At 65.1% G+C, this 15,873-nt stretch carries 16 protein-coding genes; 4 read left to right on the top strand and 12 right to left on the bottom strand.

The window, feature by feature from the left end; all coding sequences use genetic code 11:
* Positions 1 to 9: 9 nt before the first annotated feature.
* A complete protein-coding gene (locus NKI66_RS22530; protein ID WP_013532332.1) occupies positions 10 to 1,560 on the bottom strand; it encodes a trimethylamine methyltransferase family protein in 1,551 nt (516 codons plus the stop codon).
* Between the two features lie 90 nt (positions 1,561 to 1,650).
* On the opposite strand from NKI66_RS22530, the gene NKI66_RS22525 reads away from it, so the two are divergent.
* Both NKI66_RS22525 and mutL read left to right on the top strand, forming a co-directional pair.
* Positions 1,651 to 2,553, top strand: a complete 903-nt coding sequence (locus NKI66_RS22525; RefSeq protein WP_352721293.1) for a LysR substrate-binding domain-containing protein — start codon at positions 1,651 to 1,653, stop codon at positions 2,551 to 2,553.
* A gap of 275 nt (positions 2,554 to 2,828) precedes the next feature.
* On the top strand, positions 2,829 to 4,703 hold the full coding sequence (gene mutL, locus NKI66_RS22520) for a DNA mismatch repair endonuclease MutL (protein WP_352753053.1): 1,875 nt from the start codon (positions 2,829 to 2,831) through the stop codon (positions 4,701 to 4,703).
* A 72-nt stretch (positions 4,704 to 4,775) separates the two neighbouring features.
* On the opposite strand, the gene NKI66_RS22515 is transcribed toward mutL, so the two are convergent.
* From NKI66_RS22515 to NKI66_RS22500, 4 genes are all read right to left on the bottom strand, one after another.
* Positions 4,776 to 5,666, bottom strand: coding sequence for a DMT family transporter (locus NKI66_RS22515; RefSeq protein ID WP_023813567.1), 891 nt, complete (start codon positions 5,664 to 5,666; stop codon positions 4,776 to 4,778).
* Positions 5,667 to 5,678: 12 nt separating this feature from the next.
* A complete protein-coding gene (locus NKI66_RS22510) occupies positions 5,679 to 6,005 on the bottom strand; it encodes an antibiotic biosynthesis monooxygenase family protein (RefSeq protein WP_023813566.1) in 327 nt (108 codons plus the stop codon).
* A 58-nt stretch (positions 6,006 to 6,063) separates the two neighbouring features.
* Positions 6,064 to 6,939 carry an alpha/beta fold hydrolase gene (locus NKI66_RS22505; RefSeq protein WP_023813565.1) on the bottom strand — a complete coding sequence of 292 codons (876 nt, stop codon included), beginning with the start codon at positions 6,937 to 6,939 and terminating at the stop codon, positions 6,064 to 6,066.
* A gap of 157 nt (positions 6,940 to 7,096) precedes the next feature.
* Positions 7,097 to 7,990, bottom strand: coding sequence for a DMT family transporter (locus NKI66_RS22500; RefSeq protein ID WP_023813564.1), 894 nt, complete (start codon positions 7,988 to 7,990; stop codon positions 7,097 to 7,099).
* Between the two features lie 91 nt (positions 7,991 to 8,081).
* Here NKI66_RS22500 and NKI66_RS22495 point away from each other — a divergent pair, with 91 nt between their 5' ends.
* A complete protein-coding gene (locus NKI66_RS22495) occupies positions 8,082 to 9,008 on the top strand; it encodes a LysR family transcriptional regulator (RefSeq protein ID WP_352611651.1) in 927 nt (308 codons plus the stop codon).
* A 39-nt stretch (positions 9,009 to 9,047) separates the two neighbouring features.
* Here NKI66_RS22495 and NKI66_RS22490 read toward each other — a convergent pair whose 3' ends face one another.
* Positions 9,048 to 9,683 carry a hypothetical protein gene (locus NKI66_RS22490; RefSeq protein WP_352753011.1) on the bottom strand — a complete coding sequence of 212 codons (636 nt, stop codon included), beginning with the start codon at positions 9,681 to 9,683 and terminating at the stop codon, positions 9,048 to 9,050.
* Between the two features lie 77 nt (positions 9,684 to 9,760).
* Between NKI66_RS22490 and NKI66_RS22485 the strand changes: the two genes are divergently transcribed.
* Entirely contained in the window at positions 9,761 to 9,994 is a 234-nt protein-coding gene (locus NKI66_RS22485) for a DUF2093 domain-containing protein (RefSeq protein ID WP_031213688.1), read from the top strand.
* Positions 9,995 to 10,115: 121 nt separating this feature from the next.
* On the opposite strand, the gene lpxK is transcribed toward NKI66_RS22485, so the two are convergent.
* From lpxK to NKI66_RS22455, 6 genes are all read right to left on the bottom strand, one after another.
* Positions 10,116 to 11,141 carry a tetraacyldisaccharide 4'-kinase gene (gene lpxK / locus NKI66_RS22480; protein ID WP_352753009.1) on the bottom strand — a complete coding sequence of 342 codons (1,026 nt, stop codon included), beginning with the start codon at positions 11,139 to 11,141 and terminating at the stop codon, positions 10,116 to 10,118.
* A 1-nt stretch (position 11,142) separates the two neighbouring features.
* Positions 11,143 to 12,459: a lipid IV(A) 3-deoxy-D-manno-octulosonic acid transferase gene (gene waaA, locus NKI66_RS22475; protein WP_128305059.1), complete on the bottom strand. Its 1,317-nt coding sequence runs from the start codon at positions 12,457 to 12,459 to the stop codon at positions 11,143 to 11,145.
* Complete coding sequence (locus NKI66_RS22470) at positions 12,456 to 13,247, bottom strand: lysophospholipid acyltransferase family protein (RefSeq protein WP_013532344.1); 792 nt, start codon at positions 13,245 to 13,247, stop codon at positions 12,456 to 12,458. Before NKI66_RS22470 ends, waaA begins: the two co-directional genes overlap by 4 nt.
* 5 nt (positions 13,248 to 13,252) lie before the next feature.
* Positions 13,253 to 13,498 (bottom strand): DUF4170 domain-containing protein, encoded by a 246-nt coding sequence (locus NKI66_RS22465; RefSeq protein ID WP_352753006.1) that lies wholly within the window; start codon positions 13,496 to 13,498, stop codon positions 13,253 to 13,255.
* A 103-nt stretch (positions 13,499 to 13,601) separates the two neighbouring features.
* Positions 13,602 to 14,417 carry a 3'(2'),5'-bisphosphate nucleotidase CysQ gene (locus tag NKI66_RS22460; RefSeq protein WP_352611647.1) on the bottom strand — a complete coding sequence of 272 codons (816 nt, stop codon included), beginning with the start codon at positions 14,415 to 14,417 and terminating at the stop codon, positions 13,602 to 13,604.
* Positions 14,404 to 15,747: a TldD/PmbA family protein gene (locus NKI66_RS22455; protein WP_352611646.1), complete on the bottom strand. Its 1,344-nt coding sequence runs from the start codon at positions 15,745 to 15,747 to the stop codon at positions 14,404 to 14,406. The genes NKI66_RS22460 and NKI66_RS22455 overlap by 14 nt, the downstream gene beginning before the upstream one ends.
* Positions 15,748 to 15,873 lie beyond the last annotated feature (126 nt).

Genomic DNA, 15,873 nt, shown 5'->3' with positions numbered 1-15,873 from the left:
TTCTTCGCGTCAACTGACGCTGTCCGGCAGCCTCTCCTCGCGCCGCGCGATGAAATCCATCAGGCCATCGGCGATGCCTTCATCGAGCTTCGGCTCCTCGTAATCCGCCAGCATGTTGCGCGCCTTCTCGCGGCCGCGCGTGTCGTGGTCCTTCGCCCCTTCCGCCTTCCACTGTTCGAACGAATTGAAGTCCATGATCGAGGGCATGAAGAAGGCGGATTCGAAATGTTCGAGCGTATGCTGGGTGCCGAGGAAATGGCCCTGCGGTCCCACCTCGCGGATGGCCGCCATGGCTTCCTTGAAATCGTCGAACGGCAGACCGCCGGCATATTTGTACCAGCCGATGAGCTGTTCGCAGTCGGTGGCGAATTTCGAATAGCCGCAGGTCAGGCCGGCCTCGAGCCATCCCGCGGAGTGCCAGATGTAGTTGGCGCCGGCGAGGATGGCGGCATGCATCAGCATGTTCGCCTCGTAACCCGCCTGGGCGTCGTTGAGCTTCGACCCGACATGAAAGCCGGACGTGCGCCACGGCAGCCGGTATTTCCGCGCCAAGGCTCCCATCAGATACATCATCTGCGCCGCCTCGGGCGTGCCGCCCATCGGAGCGCCGGTCTTCATGTCCACCGTGACCATGAACTGCCCGTAGATCTGCGGCGACCCTGGGCGCAGCAGTTGCGTGAAGGCGACGCCCGCCAGCGCTTCCGCATTGACCTGCGCAACCGCGCCCACGGCGGACGCCGAAGTCGAGGCGCCGCACAGTGCGAAGGGTGCGAGGATCAGCGGCTGGTTGCTTCGCGCATAGACCTTCATCGCGTCCAGCATGGTGGCGTCCCACACCAGCGGCGAATTGCAGTTGGTGATCGACACCAGGACCGGATTGTCGCGGACGTAATCCTCGCCGAACACGATGCCTGCCATCGCCATCGTGTCTTCCGCCCGCTCCTTGGACGTGACGATGCCCATGAACGGCTTGTCGGAATGCTTAAGCGCGGAATGGATGATGTGGAGGTGACGCTTCGGTACCGCGATTTCCATCGGCTCGCAAATGACCGAACTCGATGAATGCAGCGCCGGCGCCATGTAGGCGAGCTTGTGGAAATTGTTGAGGTCGGCCAGCGTGCCGTAGCGCCTGTTGTTGTCGAGATCGCGAACATAAGGCGCGCCATACATCGGCACGAAGATGGTATTGTTGCCGCCCACCCGCACCGTACGCTGCGGATTCCTCGCATTGAGCGTGAACTCCGACGGGACCTTCGATACCAGCTCCATCAGCAGGGCCCGGTCGATCCGCACACGAGTTTCCGAGACATCCGCGCCCGCCGCCTTCCACAGCGCGATAGCCTCGTCGTCGCGGAATTCGCATCCCACCTCTTCGAGGATCAGGAGCGACTCCTCGTGGATCAGCTCGACCGCCTCATCGGGGACCATCTGGTAGACGGGGATCTGGCGGACCAGGGTCGGGAACGACGTTACGGGGGCTCCGCGCAGCGCCTTGCGCCCCAGGCGGCCGCCACTGCGGCGGTTGGCATGTTCGGTCACTTCAGGGGCCGGTGCGTTCATGGCAACTCCATTCCACTCATGAAGGAGCCTAGCGCGACAAAATGGTGATGTGACGCTGGAAAATCCTGATCTCTTGTATAAGCTCAGCTTATGCGAAGCCTGCGCCACCTCCTGCCCTCGGCCGGCAGCCTGATCGTCTTCGAGGCGGCCGGGCGGCTTTCGAGCTTCACCGCCGCCGGCCGCGAGCTCGGCATGACGCAGGCCGCCGTCTCCTATGCCGTGCGCGGGCTGGAAGAGCAGCTTGGCGCCAAGCTGTTCCAGCGCCGCCACCGCCAGGTTCTCCTGACCGAGGCCGGCGAGCGCTTCCATGCCGATGTCTCGCTTGGGCTTTCGCATATCCGCAAATCGGCGGAGGATCTACGCCTGCAGGCGACCGGCGGTCATGTCACGCTGGCCGCCTCGACCGCGTTCGGTTCGTTCTGGATGATGCCGCGGCTGCAGCAGTTCCGCGACGAACTGCCGGGCATCGACCTGCGTATCCAGACCGCCGACCGCGACCTCGACATCATCGCCGAAGGCATTCCGCTCGGCGTGCGCGGCGGCGCGCCGCGGGACTGGCCGGACTATCACTCGTTGCCGCTGGCTGACGAGGAGATATTTCCCGTCGCCGGCACCAGCTATGCGGCAAAGTTCGGCCTGCCCAAATTCGCTGCCGAACTGGCCACGCACCGCCTCATCCATTTGGAGGAGCCGTATCGCGAGGCGGCCAGCTGGGACGAATGGTTCCAGTCGGCGGGCGCCAATCTCAGCGATACCGCGCGCGGCCTGCGCATCAATGACTACGGCCTGGTGATTCAGGGCGTCATGGAAGGCCAAGGCATCGCGCTCGGCTGGCGGCATCTCGCCGAGCGGTTGCTGGCGTCGGGCTTGCTGGTGCCGGTGACGGATCATGTGCTGAAGACCGGCAAGGCGTTCTATGTCGTCTGGCCGAAGAACCGGGAACTCAGCGACAACGCCCGCAAGGTGCGCGACTGGCTGGCCGCTCAGGCATGAGGGGCAGTGCCTCCCAGTCCCTTGGAAGTCGGCGGGACAGCACCCCCCTCTGTCCTGCCGGAGATCTCCCCGCAAGTGGGGAGATTGGCAGTTCCAGCCTCGCCACCCTTCCTGCAGCGCTGCAGATTGGCGAAAGCCGTGGCGACATCCGATCTCCCTCCTTGCGGGGGAGATGGCCGGCAGGCCAGAGGGGGGTGCTGTCCCGCCAGCATCATCGCTATTCCGCCGACATCGAATGCTTCCTCATCGGCGTCGAATCCGCCTATAGTGGCGCCATGCCCATCCGCCAGCTTTCCGAAACGATGATCAACCAGATCGCCGCCGGCGAAGTCATCGAGCGTCCCGCAAGCGTGGTCAAGGAACTGGTCGAGAATGCGCTCGACGCCGGTGCTTCGCGCGTCGAGATCGTCACAGCCGGCGGCGGGCTGAACCTGATCCGCGTCACCGATGACGGTTCCGGCATTCCCGAACGGGAGCTGACGCTGGCGATCGCACGTCATTGCACCTCCAAGCTCACCAAGGATATCAACGACATCCGCTCGCTGGGCTTCCGCGGCGAAGCGCTGCCGTCGATCGGCTCGGTGTCGCGACTTTCGATCCGCTCGCGCACGGCAGCAAGTGACAGCGCCGCCGAGATCGGCATCGAGGGTGGCCGCGTCCTGCCTGTCAGGCCGGCGGCGGCCAATCGCGGCACCACGGTCGAGGTGCGCGACCTGTTCTTCGCAACGCCGGCCCGATTAAAGTTCATGAAGGGCGAGCGCGCCGAAAGCTCGGCCACCAGCGATGTGGTCAAGCGCATCGCCATCGCCTTCCCCGCCGTGCGCTTCACGCTGGCCGGCTCGGACCGCTCGACGCTGGAATTGCCGGCGGCGGATGACAGCGCGGAAGGCAGCCTGCGCCGTGTCGCCCAGGTGATGGGCGCCGACTTTCCGGACAATTCTATTGCCCTCGACGCGATGCGCGAAGGCGTGCATCTGACCGGCCACGTGTCGATCCCGTCCTTCACCCGCGCCAACGCGCTGCAGCAATATGCCTATGTGAACGGCCGCCCGGTGCGCGACAAACTGATCGCCGGCGCCATACGCGGTGCCTACGCCGACGTCCTGCCGCGCGACCGCCATGCGGTGACGGTGCTGTTCCTGACGCTCGACCCGGCCATCGTCGACGTCAATGTTCATCCAGCCAAGGCCGATGTGCGCTTCCGCGATCCCGGCCTTGTGCGCGGACTGATCGTCGGGGCAATCCGACAGGCACTGGACGATGCCGGCGTCCGCGCCGCCACCACGGGGGCCGCCGGCATGATGGCGGCGTTCCGGCCAGGGGCCGCATCCTACGGCCACGGTGGAGCGGCAAACGGCCACCGCAGCTACGACGCGGCCTACCGCGCCTCGGGTCCGTCCGGCTTCGATCCCGCCCGGTCGTCGCAGCGGCCGCTCGATATGGGTTTCGAGGGTGCGGGCTTCCAGCAGCGCGGCTTGCATGAAAACGAGCAAGCGGCTTTCGATGCCGGTCCGCAGCATAGCGCCGATGCACGCGCAGGGCAGGATGAAGCGGCCGAGACGCTGCTCGGCGCGGTGCTGGGCGCGGCGCGCGCCCAGGTGCATGAGAACTACATCGTCGCCCAGACCAGGGATTCGCTCATCATCGTCGACCAGCATGCGGCGCATGAACGGCTGGTCTACGAGGCGCTGAAGAATGCGCTGCACTCGCGCCCGGTGCCCTCGCAGATGCTGCTTCTGCCCGAGATCATCGACCTGCCGGAGGAGGATGCCGAGCGGCTTGCGCTGCATTCGGAAACGCTGGCCCGCTTCGGTCTCGGCATCGAGCGCTTCGGCCCCGGCGCCGTCGCGGTGCGCGAGACGCCGTCGATGCTGGGCGAGACCAATGTCGGGCAATTGGTGCGCGACCTCGCCGACGAGATCGCCGACAACGACACGGTCGACACGCTGAAGGAGCGGCTGGACAAAATAGCCGCGACCATGGCCTGCCACGGCTCTGTGCGCTCCGGCCGCCTGCTCAAGGCCGAGGAGATGAATGCCCTGCTGCGGCAGATGGAGGCGACGCCCGGCTCGGGCACCTGCAATCACGGTCGCCCGACCTACATCGAACTTAAGCTGGCGGATATCGAACGGCTTTTCGGGCGGCGATAGCTGCGGACGGATTGCGGGCCATCGCTTCACCACTTGAGACCGGCAAGCCAAGGAGATCGGCCGACAATGCGGTCACCCGCGATTTTCGCCTGGCGGCCCGAGCAGCGCGATCGCAGCCGCCGCCAGCAGGAGGATCGCACCGGCGATTTCAGCCCAGCCGACCGCCTCGCCGAAGAGCCAGGCTCCGGCCGCTAAAGCGACGATCGGCGAAACGAAGGCGTAGAGCCCGGCACGGACGGTGCCCCAATCACGCATCAGCACGAGATAGAGCGTATAGGCGACGATCGTGCCAAACAGCGACAGGAACAGCAGACTGCCGATGGCGGCCGGCGTGTGCAGCGCCTCGAGCGTCTCACCCGAGATCGGCTCCAGCACGAGCGACAGCGCAAGCAGTGCAACACCGCCGATCGCAGCCTGGACCATTGTCAGCGCCAGTGGTTTGACCGCGCCCACCAGCGGGCGCGAAACCACGCTGCCGAAGCAATAACAAGCGGTCGCAACGACGATCGCAGCGAGCCCGATGCCGCTCGAACCGCTTCCCGCGCCAAGCCGCGTCCAGAACAGCCCAACCAGCCCAATGCTGCCGATAGCGAGCGCGGAAGCGTGGCGCCAGGTCGGTCGCTCCTCGCCGGTGAATGCGGCAATCGCGAACAGCAGGATCGGGATCAGCGCCAGGTTGACCAGCCCCGACAATCCCGAGGGCACGTGCTGCATTCCCCAGAAAAGCAGACCGTAGGTGCCGGTATTGACCAGCAATGCCGAGACCACCGTTCGCCCCGTTCGCCCGTGGGCGAATGCCGCGCCGGCTCCACGCACCGCTGTTGCCAGAAGCGCGGCGGTCAGCAAATAGCGCGCCGCCGCCAGCAGTAGCGGAGGCACGTCATTGAGACCGAGCTTGATCGCCGCCCAGGTCAGCCCCCAGATCAGCGACATCACCGCGAAGAAGGCGAGATTGCGAACCACCAGATTCGCCGCTCAGCGCAGTCCCTGACGATCGACAAGTATCCGGTGGATGTCGATCCGCTCCGGCAGCTCGATCAGGAACTCGGCATCGCGGTCCAGATGATGGACTTTGGTCGGTTCGCCTCTGGTAAAGGCCGTCATCGCTTGCATGTCGGCCCAATACGAGATGGTTGTGAACCACGTCTCGGCATCGCGGTCTTCGCGCAGCAATTGGACGCCAAGCGCCGTCTTCTCGAGGGGCGGAATACCCTCGGCACGCAGGTATGGCTCATAGGCGTCGGCGACGTCGCGGCGGGTGCGACCGCGCCAGATGCGCGCGATGGTCGGTTTGGTCGGCATGAGGTTCTCCTTCAGACAGGGGACAGCAACTGAGCGCAGCAAGCAACGCCGGGTGGGATCAGGCGTGAACACGAGCCAGGAACTCGCGGACCAGCGGCATCGCGTCGTCGAAATGTGTCTCGAGCAGCCAGTGACCCGCCCCTTCGATCAGATGCAGTTCCGCATCGGGCAGATCGCGATGATAGGCCCGTGCCGACGCCGCGGGCATATAGCCGTCCTCTGGCCCCCAAAGGATCAGCGTGGGCGGGTGGTATTCACGCAAATAAGCCTGGTAGCGCGGAAACCAGGTCAGATTGGCTTCCAGCTTCTCCATCAGACCGACGGCGATCTGCTGGCGAACCGGCGTGTTCATCAATGGCCAGTGAAGGCTCCAGAGATCGGGCGGCACGCGCGTGGCAACGTCATCAGCCACTTCCCCGATGAACTCGGCCCGGAACCCATCCTCGCTCACGGCGGCCTCGAGCGGACGGTGCCTGTCGGGCGTCTTGTCGGTCCACCAAGCCTTGATCGTGGCGTATTTGGGGCCAAGCACGTCCTCGTAGATGTCGCCGTTCTGGATGATCAGGGCGCTGATCCGCTCCGGATGCGAGATCGCATGCCGGAGTCCTATCTGCGAGCCATAATCATGCAGCCACAAGGCGTAGCGTTCGAGACCGAATTCACCGGCAAGTTTGGAAAGCACGTCGGAATAGGCGTCGAAATCATAGCCAAAGGCGGCCGGATCTGGTGTGCCACTGTATCCGAAGCCCGGCCAGTCGAATGCAATCGTTCGCCAGCGGTCGGCGAGCGCCGGCATCAGTCGGCGGAATTGGAACGAAGAGCAGGGATAGCCGTGCGGCAACAGCAAGACAGGTGCTTCTGGCGGCCCTGCCTCGCGATAAAAAATGGATAGATCATCCAGTTGCATGCGTCGGTGCGTCGTTGCACCCGGCATTCGGACCTCCGTCGAATAAACACCGGCTAAACGCCTTTGACCGAGGGATCGTTCCGAATGAGGGAAACGGCAATATGGATCAGGCCGGATCTCCGGATGACCAGCAAGGCAGGCAAAGGCGCAACTCCCGCCCGGGGAATGGCTCCGACTTACCAAATCATCTCTTCAAATTCACCACGATGACACCGCCCAGCGCCAGCGCGCCGCCGATTATGCCGAGCAGCGTCGGGACTTCGCCCAGCCAGAAGAAGCCGATCAGCGCGGACATCGGCGAGACCAGATAGAGGAAGTTGGAGGCACGTGCGGCGGGCAGACGCGACAGCGCGGTCGCCCAGGCGGCATAGGCGATCAGGCTGGGCACGATGCCAAGAAAGATGACGGCGCCGAGGCCTGCCGTGTCGGCAACCGCCGCCTGCGAAAAGGCCGACGGCAGGAAGGGCGCCAAGCATAGTGCGCCGAGCACCATGTTCGAAGCCGAAATGGTCAACGGATGATGGCGGGCAAACAGCGGCTTCTGGACGATAGTGTTGACGGCCGAGCACAAGGCCGAACCAAGCACCAGAAGAGCACCGGTGTTGAAAGACAGGCCATGCCCGTCGGCCATGGCGATGACGCCAATGCCGGCGAAGGAAATCACCGTGCCGGCCCAGGCCATGCCCGAAAAGCGCTCGCCCAGCAGGACCATCGCCATGATGGCGGTGAAGATCGGGCTGACATTGATGATGAAGCCGGCGGCACCGGCCGAGACGGTCAGTTCGCCGAAATTGAGCATGACGGTATAAAGCGCGACGAAGATGGCGCCGCCAAAGACAAGGCGCCACACTTCGTCGAGCCTGGGCAGCACCGGGCGCTTGACGGCCAGGAAGATCGCCGCCGGCACCGCGGCGATGGCAAAGCGCAATGCACCCAATTCCAGCGGTCCGAAGGCGGCGAGACCGGCTCGGATGGCGGGAAAGGCAGAAGCCCAGCCGACCACCGTCAGCGCGACAGCAATGGCTGCCGTGGTGTCCATCCGCTGTGTCGAATTCAACGTGCCCGTCATCGCGCTCATCTCACTGCCCTCGTATTCTTCGGTCCTGAGAGGCAGAAAACGCCATTTCAGGCCAGTTGACAAACGACCAAATCGAGGATCACCTGTGACTATGGATCACAGCTCGGACACAATGGTGCCGCTCGAGACGCTGCGCGCCTTCGATGCGGCGGCGCGGACAGGCAGCTTTTCGGCGGCCGCCGAAAAGCTCAATATCACCCATGGCGCCGTCAGCCGGCAGATCGCCAAGCTCGAGGACTGGCTGGGATTGAAAGTCTTCGACCGTGGTGCGCGCGGCGTCTCGCTGACGATCGAGGGGAACCGGCTGCATCTGCGCACGTCGGAAGCCTTTGCGCTGATATCGACCCATTCCGACCGCTGGGTCGAGCCGCGTGGCACCGCCGTGGTGCGGCTGACCTCGATCCCCTCGGTCAGCGGGCTGTGGCTGATGCCGCGCATGGCGGCTCTGGAGAACAATCCCTCGAAGCTGCGCATCGTGCTCGATGTCGACATCCGCCAGGCCGACCTTGCCGATGAGGGTATCGATCTCTCCATCCGCTGTGGACGCGGCGGCATTCCGGGCCGCGTCTCGGTGCAGCTTTTCGAGGAACATGTCTTCCCCGTCGCGTCACCCGGGCTTGCCCGCGAGATCGGCCGCGGCGACCCGGCCCGGCTGCTCAAATATCCGCTGATCAACGATTCCGACGCGTCTGCCTGGCGCGCCTGGTTTGCCGCGCAAGGCATGGATTATCGCCCGCGCCCGCAGGACCGCCGCTTCGAGGACTACAATCTGGTGCTCGACGCCGCCGCCTATGGGCTGGGCATCGCGCTGGCACGCCCACCCCTGACCGGGCATCAATTGCAATCGGGCCGCATCACTCCCGTCGATGAGCGCACCGCGCTCAATCCGGTGTCCTACTGGCTTGACCGGCCGATCGGGCGGCCGCGTGCCGCAGCCGCCGACCTCGCCCGCCGCATCGCGGCAGAGGCCGGGCTGGCTCCGGACAAGATCGAGGCGTTTATCGAAGCCGAGCGATAGGCCTCTCGGACATATATCGAGAACCGGCCGATTCGAAGCTCAGCGAAGCAACAACAGAACGAACCCGAGGATCACGATTCCCAGAAAACCGGCCATTATCGAAACAAAGCCAATTTTCACCAGCAACTGCTCAGGGTTCGGCACCGCACCATGGGATTGATTGGCCGGCCTGTGCCTGCCCGCCAATGTACCCAGGGCGGCAGCGTTGCGCGGGACTGGAGCCTGCGGCGGGATAAGCGACAGCAATGACAGCCCCGCAACCTTGGCAGGGGCATTGTCATTGGCCGTTGTCGAAAGCGGCAAGAAGGCTCGCAGCGTTTCGGCTTCGGGTTCTGCCTTTCTCGCCGCGATCGTTGCCAACGCCGCCTCTTCGCCCGTCTCAAGTTGGGCAAGATAGGCATCGACGATGCCAGCCGATGCGATCTGCTGCGATTTGACGGCCATCGGCGCGGCCGGCAAAGTCAACAGCGCTGGCGCTGTCTGTTGTGCGAGCAGAGACGGCGCCGGCGGCTGGACCAGCGCCTTGACCAGTGCCGTCATGACTGGATCAGCCTGCCCCGAGGGCACTGCCTGCGGCGTCATCACTTCCCTGAGCAAGGCGGGAAGACGAGTGGAGGAAATGTCCATTGCGGCCTGCCAACACCATTTTTCCGCCTCACAATAAGCGTTCAGCATTGTCTCAGGCTTGTCGCATGCTTGACCTCGCCGGGAATTTATGGCGATGAAATCCTCATGAACCCTGGCGTCCCCGCATGATGAACCGTTTCGAAGGCCCCGGCGGCAAGGAAGCCCGCATCCGCTATTTGGATGGCGACTTCCAGGTTACCAGTCCCGGCGCGTTCGTGCGTTGCGCGGTGACAGGCGAAAGCATTCCGCTCGACGAGTTGAAATACTGGAGCGTCGCCAGGCAGGAGCCCTACATCAGCGCCACCGCCTCGCTGCGCCGCGAAATCGAGATGCATCCGGAGCTGCGTAAGCGCGGTTAGAGCAGTTCCCCGTTTCACGGAACGGCGAACCGCTCCAGCTCTTTGTTTGACGCAATTCCCAAGGGAAAGCGCTATGCGCTTTTTCCCAGGAAAACCGTTTCACACTTTTCCTGGAATTGCTTTAGCCCTTCAGCTTGCGCTGGCGCCAGGCATCGAGCGTCTCGTCGATGATGCGCTCGGGAACGTGGTCGAGTTCGAAGACCGTGTCGATCTCGAGCACCTCGAGCCGGTCGAGGAAGTCCTGTGAGGCGCCGTGGCGCAGCCGGGCGGCGTCCTTGGCGGTGGTGATGAGCACCAGCCCTTCGGCGTGCGCGGTCGCCGCCAACTCGGCAAGTTCGTCCTCGGCATAGAAATGATGGTCCGGAAACGGCCGCGTCAACGCCAGTTCGCCGCCGGCTTCGCGCACCGTGTCGAAGAATTTCTCGGGATGGCCTATACCGGCGAAGGCGAGGAACCGCTTGCCGGCAAGCCCTGCCTTGCCGCTTGGCTCTGTATGGGCCTCGAAGATCGGCCGGCCGGCGCGTGCCGCCTGGCGGACGACGGCGTCGGCGGCAGTGCCCTCGCCCATTTTCAACAGCCCACTGGTGAAGACCAGTTGATCGACGATCCTGGCTCGGAGCGGACCGCCCGGAATGACACGGCCATTGCCGATGCCATAGCGCGCATCGACGACGACCAGCGCATAGTCGATGTGGATGCGGGCGCTCTGGAATCCATCGTCCATGATCAGGAAATCGCAGCCATGCCGTTCCAGCAGCAGCCGGGCACCGGCGGCGCGGCTGGGCGTCACCGCCACCGGCGCGTGTTCGGCCAGCAGGAGCGGCTCGTCGCCGACATGCCTGGCGCTGTCGTGATGGATATCGACGACATGCGGCTCGGCGAAGGAGCCGCCATGGCCGCGCGACAGGAAGCCTGGTTTCAGATGCATGCGCTTGGCCTTTTCGGCGAGCGCGATGGCCACCGGTGTCTTGCCGGTGCCGCCAACCGTAAAATTGCCGATGCACAGAACGGGTGCCTCGATCTTCTCGCGCTTGGCCCGCCGCATGCCGCGGCCGGCGGCGGCGGCATAGATGGCCGATAGCGGCGACAGCGCCAAGACCCGCCAGTCCGGCTCTTCCCACCAGAATGGTGGTGCTTCGGAGGCCACGTTAGCGCCCGTTAGCGCCCTTCAGGCGCGACTTGACGACCAGCGGCTGGATATAGGGCTCGAGCGATTTCAGCGTGCGCGCCAGCGCGCCGCGCATTTCGTCGACGGTCGCCACGCCTGCCGCCATCATCTCGTGGCGCGCCACTTCGTTGGTCAGGAGGAAATTGACGGCGCCGGCCAGCATGTCGCGATCGCGCACCAGCTTGGCGCCGCCGCTGTCGAGCAGACGCTGGTAGGCCTCGCGAAAATTCTGCACATTGCGCCCGGCGAGAACCGCCGTGTCGAGCATGGCCGGCTCCAGCGGGTTCTGGCCACCCTCGGAGGTAAGCGAGCGGCCGACGAAGGCGATTTCGGTCAGCCGGAGATAGAGTCCCATCTCGCCGATCGTGTCGCCGAGCAATATATCCGTGTCGGCGGCGATCCTGTCGCCCTTGCTGCGCCGCGCGACCTTCAGGCCCATGCCGGAAATTTGTGCCGCAAGCGCCTCGCCGCGATCGGGATGACGCGGAACGACGATCGTCAGCAGACCATGGTGGCGTTTGTGCAGCGTCGCGTGGACTTCAGCCGCGACCACTTCCTCGCCGTCATGGGTCGAGATCGCCGCCCAGGTCGGGCGCGTGCCTACCTGCCGCCGCAGCGTCGCCAGCGCCCGTTCGTCGACGGGCGGCGGCGAGGTATCGACCTTGAGATTGCCCGACACGGTGACCGGCCGCGCGCCTAGCGCCAGAAACCGCTCGCCATCGACATCCGACTGCGCCACGACGTGAGCCAGGTTCTCGAACAACGCCTCGGCGATGTTGGCCCGTTTCTTCCACGACTTGAACGAGCGGTCGGACAGCCTGCCATTGACCAGCACCTGCGGCACGCGGCGCGCGCCGAGCTCGAGGATGGTCATCGGCCAGATCTCGGATTCGGCGATGATCGCCAGATCCGGCTGCCAGTGATCAAGGAACCGGCTGACCGCCGGCTTCAGGTCGAGCGGTACGTATTGATGGATGATCCGATCACCGAGCCGCTCGTCGGCGACCTGCGCCGAGGTGACCGTGCCGGTCGTCAGCACGATGTTGACGCCGTAGTCGAGAATGCTTTCGACCAGCGGCACGACGGCTATGGTCTCACCGACGCTCGCGGCATGGATCCAGATCACCGGCCCGTCGGGGCGCGCGCGGCCGGCGACGCCATAGCGCTCGCGGCGGCGGTAGCGGTCTTCCTTGCCGCGCGAGGTGCGCCAGGCAACATAGGGCCCGACCAGCGGATAGGCTGCCGCACCCGCGAACCGGTAAGCCGACAGCATGGCCCGTGCCCAGCGGCCGCTCATCGCGGAGCATCCACGAGACGGTAGGCCTCGGCAGTCGCGGCATTGAGCGCGGTCGTCACTTCCTGGCGCTTGCGCTCCATTTCGGCGTCATCGGCGCCGGCCGCCACGAAGATCGGCTGGCCGATGACGATCGACGAACGGCCGAACGGCAGGTTGATGGTGGTCTTGTCCCAGCTCTTCTCCAGCACCTTGCGGCGGCTGGTGGTGATGGCGACGGGCACAAGCGGCCGGCCCGAGAGGCGGGCCAGGAGAACGATGCCAAGCCCTGCGTCTCGCGGCGTGCCGTGCGGAATATCTGCGATCATGGCGACGTTCTTGCCGACGGCGAGCGACTTTTTCAGGGCGATAAGCGCTTTTGCCCCACCCTTGTCGAGATGCCTGGCATTTTCCCGCCCGCCCGACCCGCGCACCGCCTCGATGCCGAATTTTTCCAGCATCAGCGCGTTGAGCTCGGCATCGGCGCTGCGTGAGACCATGGCGACCAGCGGCTTGCGCTTGGGGTAGTAGGCCGGCGTCAGCAGATGCTGGCCGTGCCACAAGGCTATGATGCCAGGCTCGAACTCGGTATAGGCGCCGCCCGAAAACCGCGCCGAGCCCTCCACGACGCGATTGGTGAGGCGCACGAAGCGGACGAACTGGGCGAACAGGCTGGCGATGGCGTTCTTGACGAATCGCGACTGCGCCAGCGGTTGGCGAATCTTGCGCCAGAAGGCCTTGGTCGTGCGGCTGCGTCCCCTGCCCGTGGGCGCGGCATCGCTTGCTGGCCCTTTCGCCAGGTCATGCTCCATCGAAGTCAACCGGAAGCCTTGTTGTCGGGGTCCAGCAGCCGGTGCAGATGAACGACGAAATAACGCATGTGGGCGTTGTCCACGCTGGCTTGCGCCTTGGCTTTCCATGCCGTGTGCGCGGATTGATAGTCGGGATAGATGCCGACGATGTCGAGGCCCTCGAGATCGCGGAATTCGGTGCCGCCAAGCTTCTTCAGTTCACCACCGAACACCAGATGCAAAAGCTGTTTCTTTCCGTCTTCCGCGGGCATGTCGGTCCTTCACATATCGTGAGTTTGTCACAGGTCTAGACCAAAGCCGCCAACTTTGGAACCTTTAGGGCGAGATGAATTCATCTCGCCCGGGAAAACGCTTTCACGCGTCCAGGCCGGCGATGACGCCGGCGAGCACGGCCAGCAATTCACCGCTGCCGGCAGCAAGGGCGCCGTGGCGGGTCACCTCGCCGGCATAGAGCGGAGCGCGACCGTGCTGGTCGAGCAGCTGGCCGCCGGCCTCGCGCAGGATGAGGTCGGCCGCCGCAATGTCCCAGTCATGCGCGTTCGGCTTGACGAAAGTGGCGTCCAGCGCGCCATTGGCGATCATCGCCAGCCGATAGGCGAGCGAAGGGCTGTAGGGCGCCCGCTTCAGCCGCGCCTGCCATTCGGCCGGCATCAGGTCGGTCAACTGCTTCAGCCCGGAAATCTCGGCCGTGTCCGCCAGCTTGCGAACCGCAATGCGCTTGCCGTTGCGGAAGGCACCTTGGCCGGGCAGCGCCCAATAGGTTTCCTCCATCGCCGGGCATTCCAGCACGCCGGCCAGCGTACGGCCACGCTCGACGACGGCGACGCTGACGCACCAGGTGCGCTGGCCTTCCAGAAAACCGCGCGTGCCGTCGATCGGGTCGACGACGAAGGTGCGGCGTGCCGAAAGCCGGACCGGATCGTCGACCGTCTCTTCCGACAGCCAGCCATAATCCGGCCGCGCCGCCAGCAATGTTTCGCGCAGGTAGGCGTCGGCGGCATGGTCAGCCTCGCTCACCGGCGATGTGCCGCCCTTCATCCACACTTGCGGGCTGTTGCCGAAGTAGCGCATGGCGATGAGCCCCGCCTCGCGGGCGGCATCGCGCAGCAGCGGCAAGTCCCCAGAGGCGCCGGAGATGGCCCCGGCTATGGTCAGGTCATGCTCCGGCAAGGGTCATGCCTTCGATCAGGAGCGTCGGCGCGGCGGTGCCGAAATTGCGGTCGAGGTCATCGGCCGGCACCATGTTGAGGAACATCGTCTTCAGGTTCGAGGCGATGGTGACCTCGGCGACCGGATAGGCAAGCTCGCCATTCTCGATCCAAAAACCGGAAGCGCCACGGCTGTATTCGCCAGTGATCATGTCGACGCCCTGGCCGAACACTTCGGTGACGTAGAAGCCGGTCTTGAGCGATTTGATCAGCTCTTCCGGCGACCGCTCGCCAGGCTCGATGGCGAGATTGGTGGAGGATGGCGTCACGGAAGAGCCGCCGCGTGCGCCGCGGCCGTTGGTGACGAGACCCAGTTCCCTTGCGGCCGAGGTCGACAGGAACCAGTGGTTGAGCACGCCTTTCTCGACCATCAACAGCTTTTCGCCCTCGACGCCCTCGCCGTCGAACGGCCGCGAGGCCTGGCCACGCCGCCTGAGCGGCTCGTCGGTGACGGTGATGGCGGACGCGGCCACCTGCTTGCCCATCATGTCGCGCAGAAACGAGGTCTTGCGCGCGACCGAGGCGCCATTGATGGCGCCGGCCAGATGGCCGGCGATGCCGCGCGCGACGCGCGGGTCGAACACCACGTCTACCGGTCCGGTCGCCGCCTTACGCGCGCCAATGCGGCGCACCGCGCGTTCGCCGGCCTTGCGGCCGATGTCTTCGGGCGCATCGAGATCGGCAAAATGCTGGCGCGAGGAGAATTCATAGTCGCGCTCCATGCCGGTGCCCTCGCCGGCGATGACGCTGGCCGAGCGCGAGAACCGCGAGCCGATATAGTGGCCGAGGAAGCCATGCGAGGTGGCCAGCACCAGGCCACCCAGACCGGCACCGGCGCTGGCGCCGGCCGAATTGGTCACGCCCTTGACGGCAAGCGCTGCCGCTTCCGCCGCCAATGCGGCTTCCTTCAACTGGTCTGCCGACACTTCGGTGGCGTCGAAAAGATCGAGATCGCGCGTCTGTTTGGCGAGCAATGCCGGGTCGGCCAGCCCCTGATAAGGATCCTGCGGCGACACTTTCGCCATCGCCACGGCGCGCTCGGCCAGTGTTTTCGGGTCGGACGCCGCCGTCGCGGAGACACTCGCCACGCAGCCGCCAACGAAAACGCGCAGCGCCACATCCTCGCTTTCGGAGGCTTCGGTAGCCTCGACCTTGCCGAGACGCACCGACACCCCGGTCGAGCGGCCGCGCACGGCCACCGCGTCGGCGGCATCGGCGCCGGCCTTCTTGGCAGCCTCGACCAGAGCCGCGACGCGGTCGGTCAATTTTGCTGCGTCTGATATATCGGTCATGCCTGAAATCCTGCTGGTGCGGCCGGTGTGCGGCCGTTGCCCACCCATCTATTGTTCCGGTCCGGCTTGTGCAATGGCATAGGCTTCAATCAAAATGCAGCGTGGACGGTTCAAAACCGCGAACCC

The sequence above is a fragment of the Mesorhizobium sp. M0518 genome (genome assembly GCF_040321125.1).
Lineage (GTDB): Bacteria > Pseudomonadota > Alphaproteobacteria > Rhizobiales > Rhizobiaceae > Mesorhizobium.
Note: the sequence above shows the minus strand (reverse complement) of the source record. Positions and strands in the feature narration are given on the sequence as shown.

What these genes read in the sequence shown, in the direction of transcription:
- NKI66_RS22490 (WP_352753011.1), bottom strand. Translation starts at nt 9,683, where the DNA reads ATGCTGAACGCTTATTGTGAGGCGGAAAAATGGTGTTGGCAGGCCGCA.
- waaA (WP_128305059.1), bottom strand. Translation starts at nt 12,459, where the DNA reads ATGAGCGGCCGCTGGGCACGGGCCATGCTGTCGGCTTACCGGTTCGCG.
- mutL (WP_352753053.1), top strand. Translation starts at nt 2,829, where the DNA reads ATGCCCATCCGCCAGCTTTCCGAAACGATGATCAACCAGATCGCCGCC.
- NKI66_RS22495 (WP_352611651.1), top strand. Translation starts at nt 8,082, where the DNA reads ATGGATCACAGCTCGGACACAATGGTGCCGCTCGAGACGCTGCGCGCC.
- NKI66_RS22485 (WP_031213688.1), top strand. Translation starts at nt 9,761, where the DNA reads ATGATGAACCGTTTCGAAGGCCCCGGCGGCAAGGAAGCCCGCATCCGC.
- NKI66_RS22510 (WP_023813566.1), bottom strand. Translation starts at nt 6,005, where the DNA reads ATGCCGACCAAACCGACCATCGCGCGCATCTGGCGCGGTCGCACCCGC.
- NKI66_RS22465 (WP_352753006.1), bottom strand. Translation starts at nt 13,498, where the DNA reads ATGCCCGCGGAAGACGGAAAGAAACAGCTTTTGCATCTGGTGTTCGGT.
- NKI66_RS22500 (WP_023813564.1), bottom strand. Translation starts at nt 7,990, where the DNA reads ATGAGCGCGATGACGGGCACGTTGAATTCGACACAGCGGATGGACACC.
- NKI66_RS22470 (WP_013532344.1), bottom strand. Translation starts at nt 13,247, where the DNA reads ATGGAGCATGACCTGGCGAAAGGGCCAGCAAGCGATGCCGCGCCCACG.
- NKI66_RS22505 (WP_023813565.1), bottom strand. Translation starts at nt 6,939, where the DNA reads ATGCCGGGTGCAACGACGCACCGACGCATGCAACTGGATGATCTATCC.
- NKI66_RS22530 (WP_013532332.1), bottom strand. Translation starts at nt 1,560, where the DNA reads ATGAACGCACCGGCCCCTGAAGTGACCGAACATGCCAACCGCCGCAGT.
- NKI66_RS22525 (WP_352721293.1), top strand. Translation starts at nt 1,651, where the DNA reads ATGCGAAGCCTGCGCCACCTCCTGCCCTCGGCCGGCAGCCTGATCGTC.
- NKI66_RS22455 (WP_352611646.1), bottom strand. Translation starts at nt 15,747, where the DNA reads ATGACCGATATATCAGACGCAGCAAAATTGACCGACCGCGTCGCGGCT.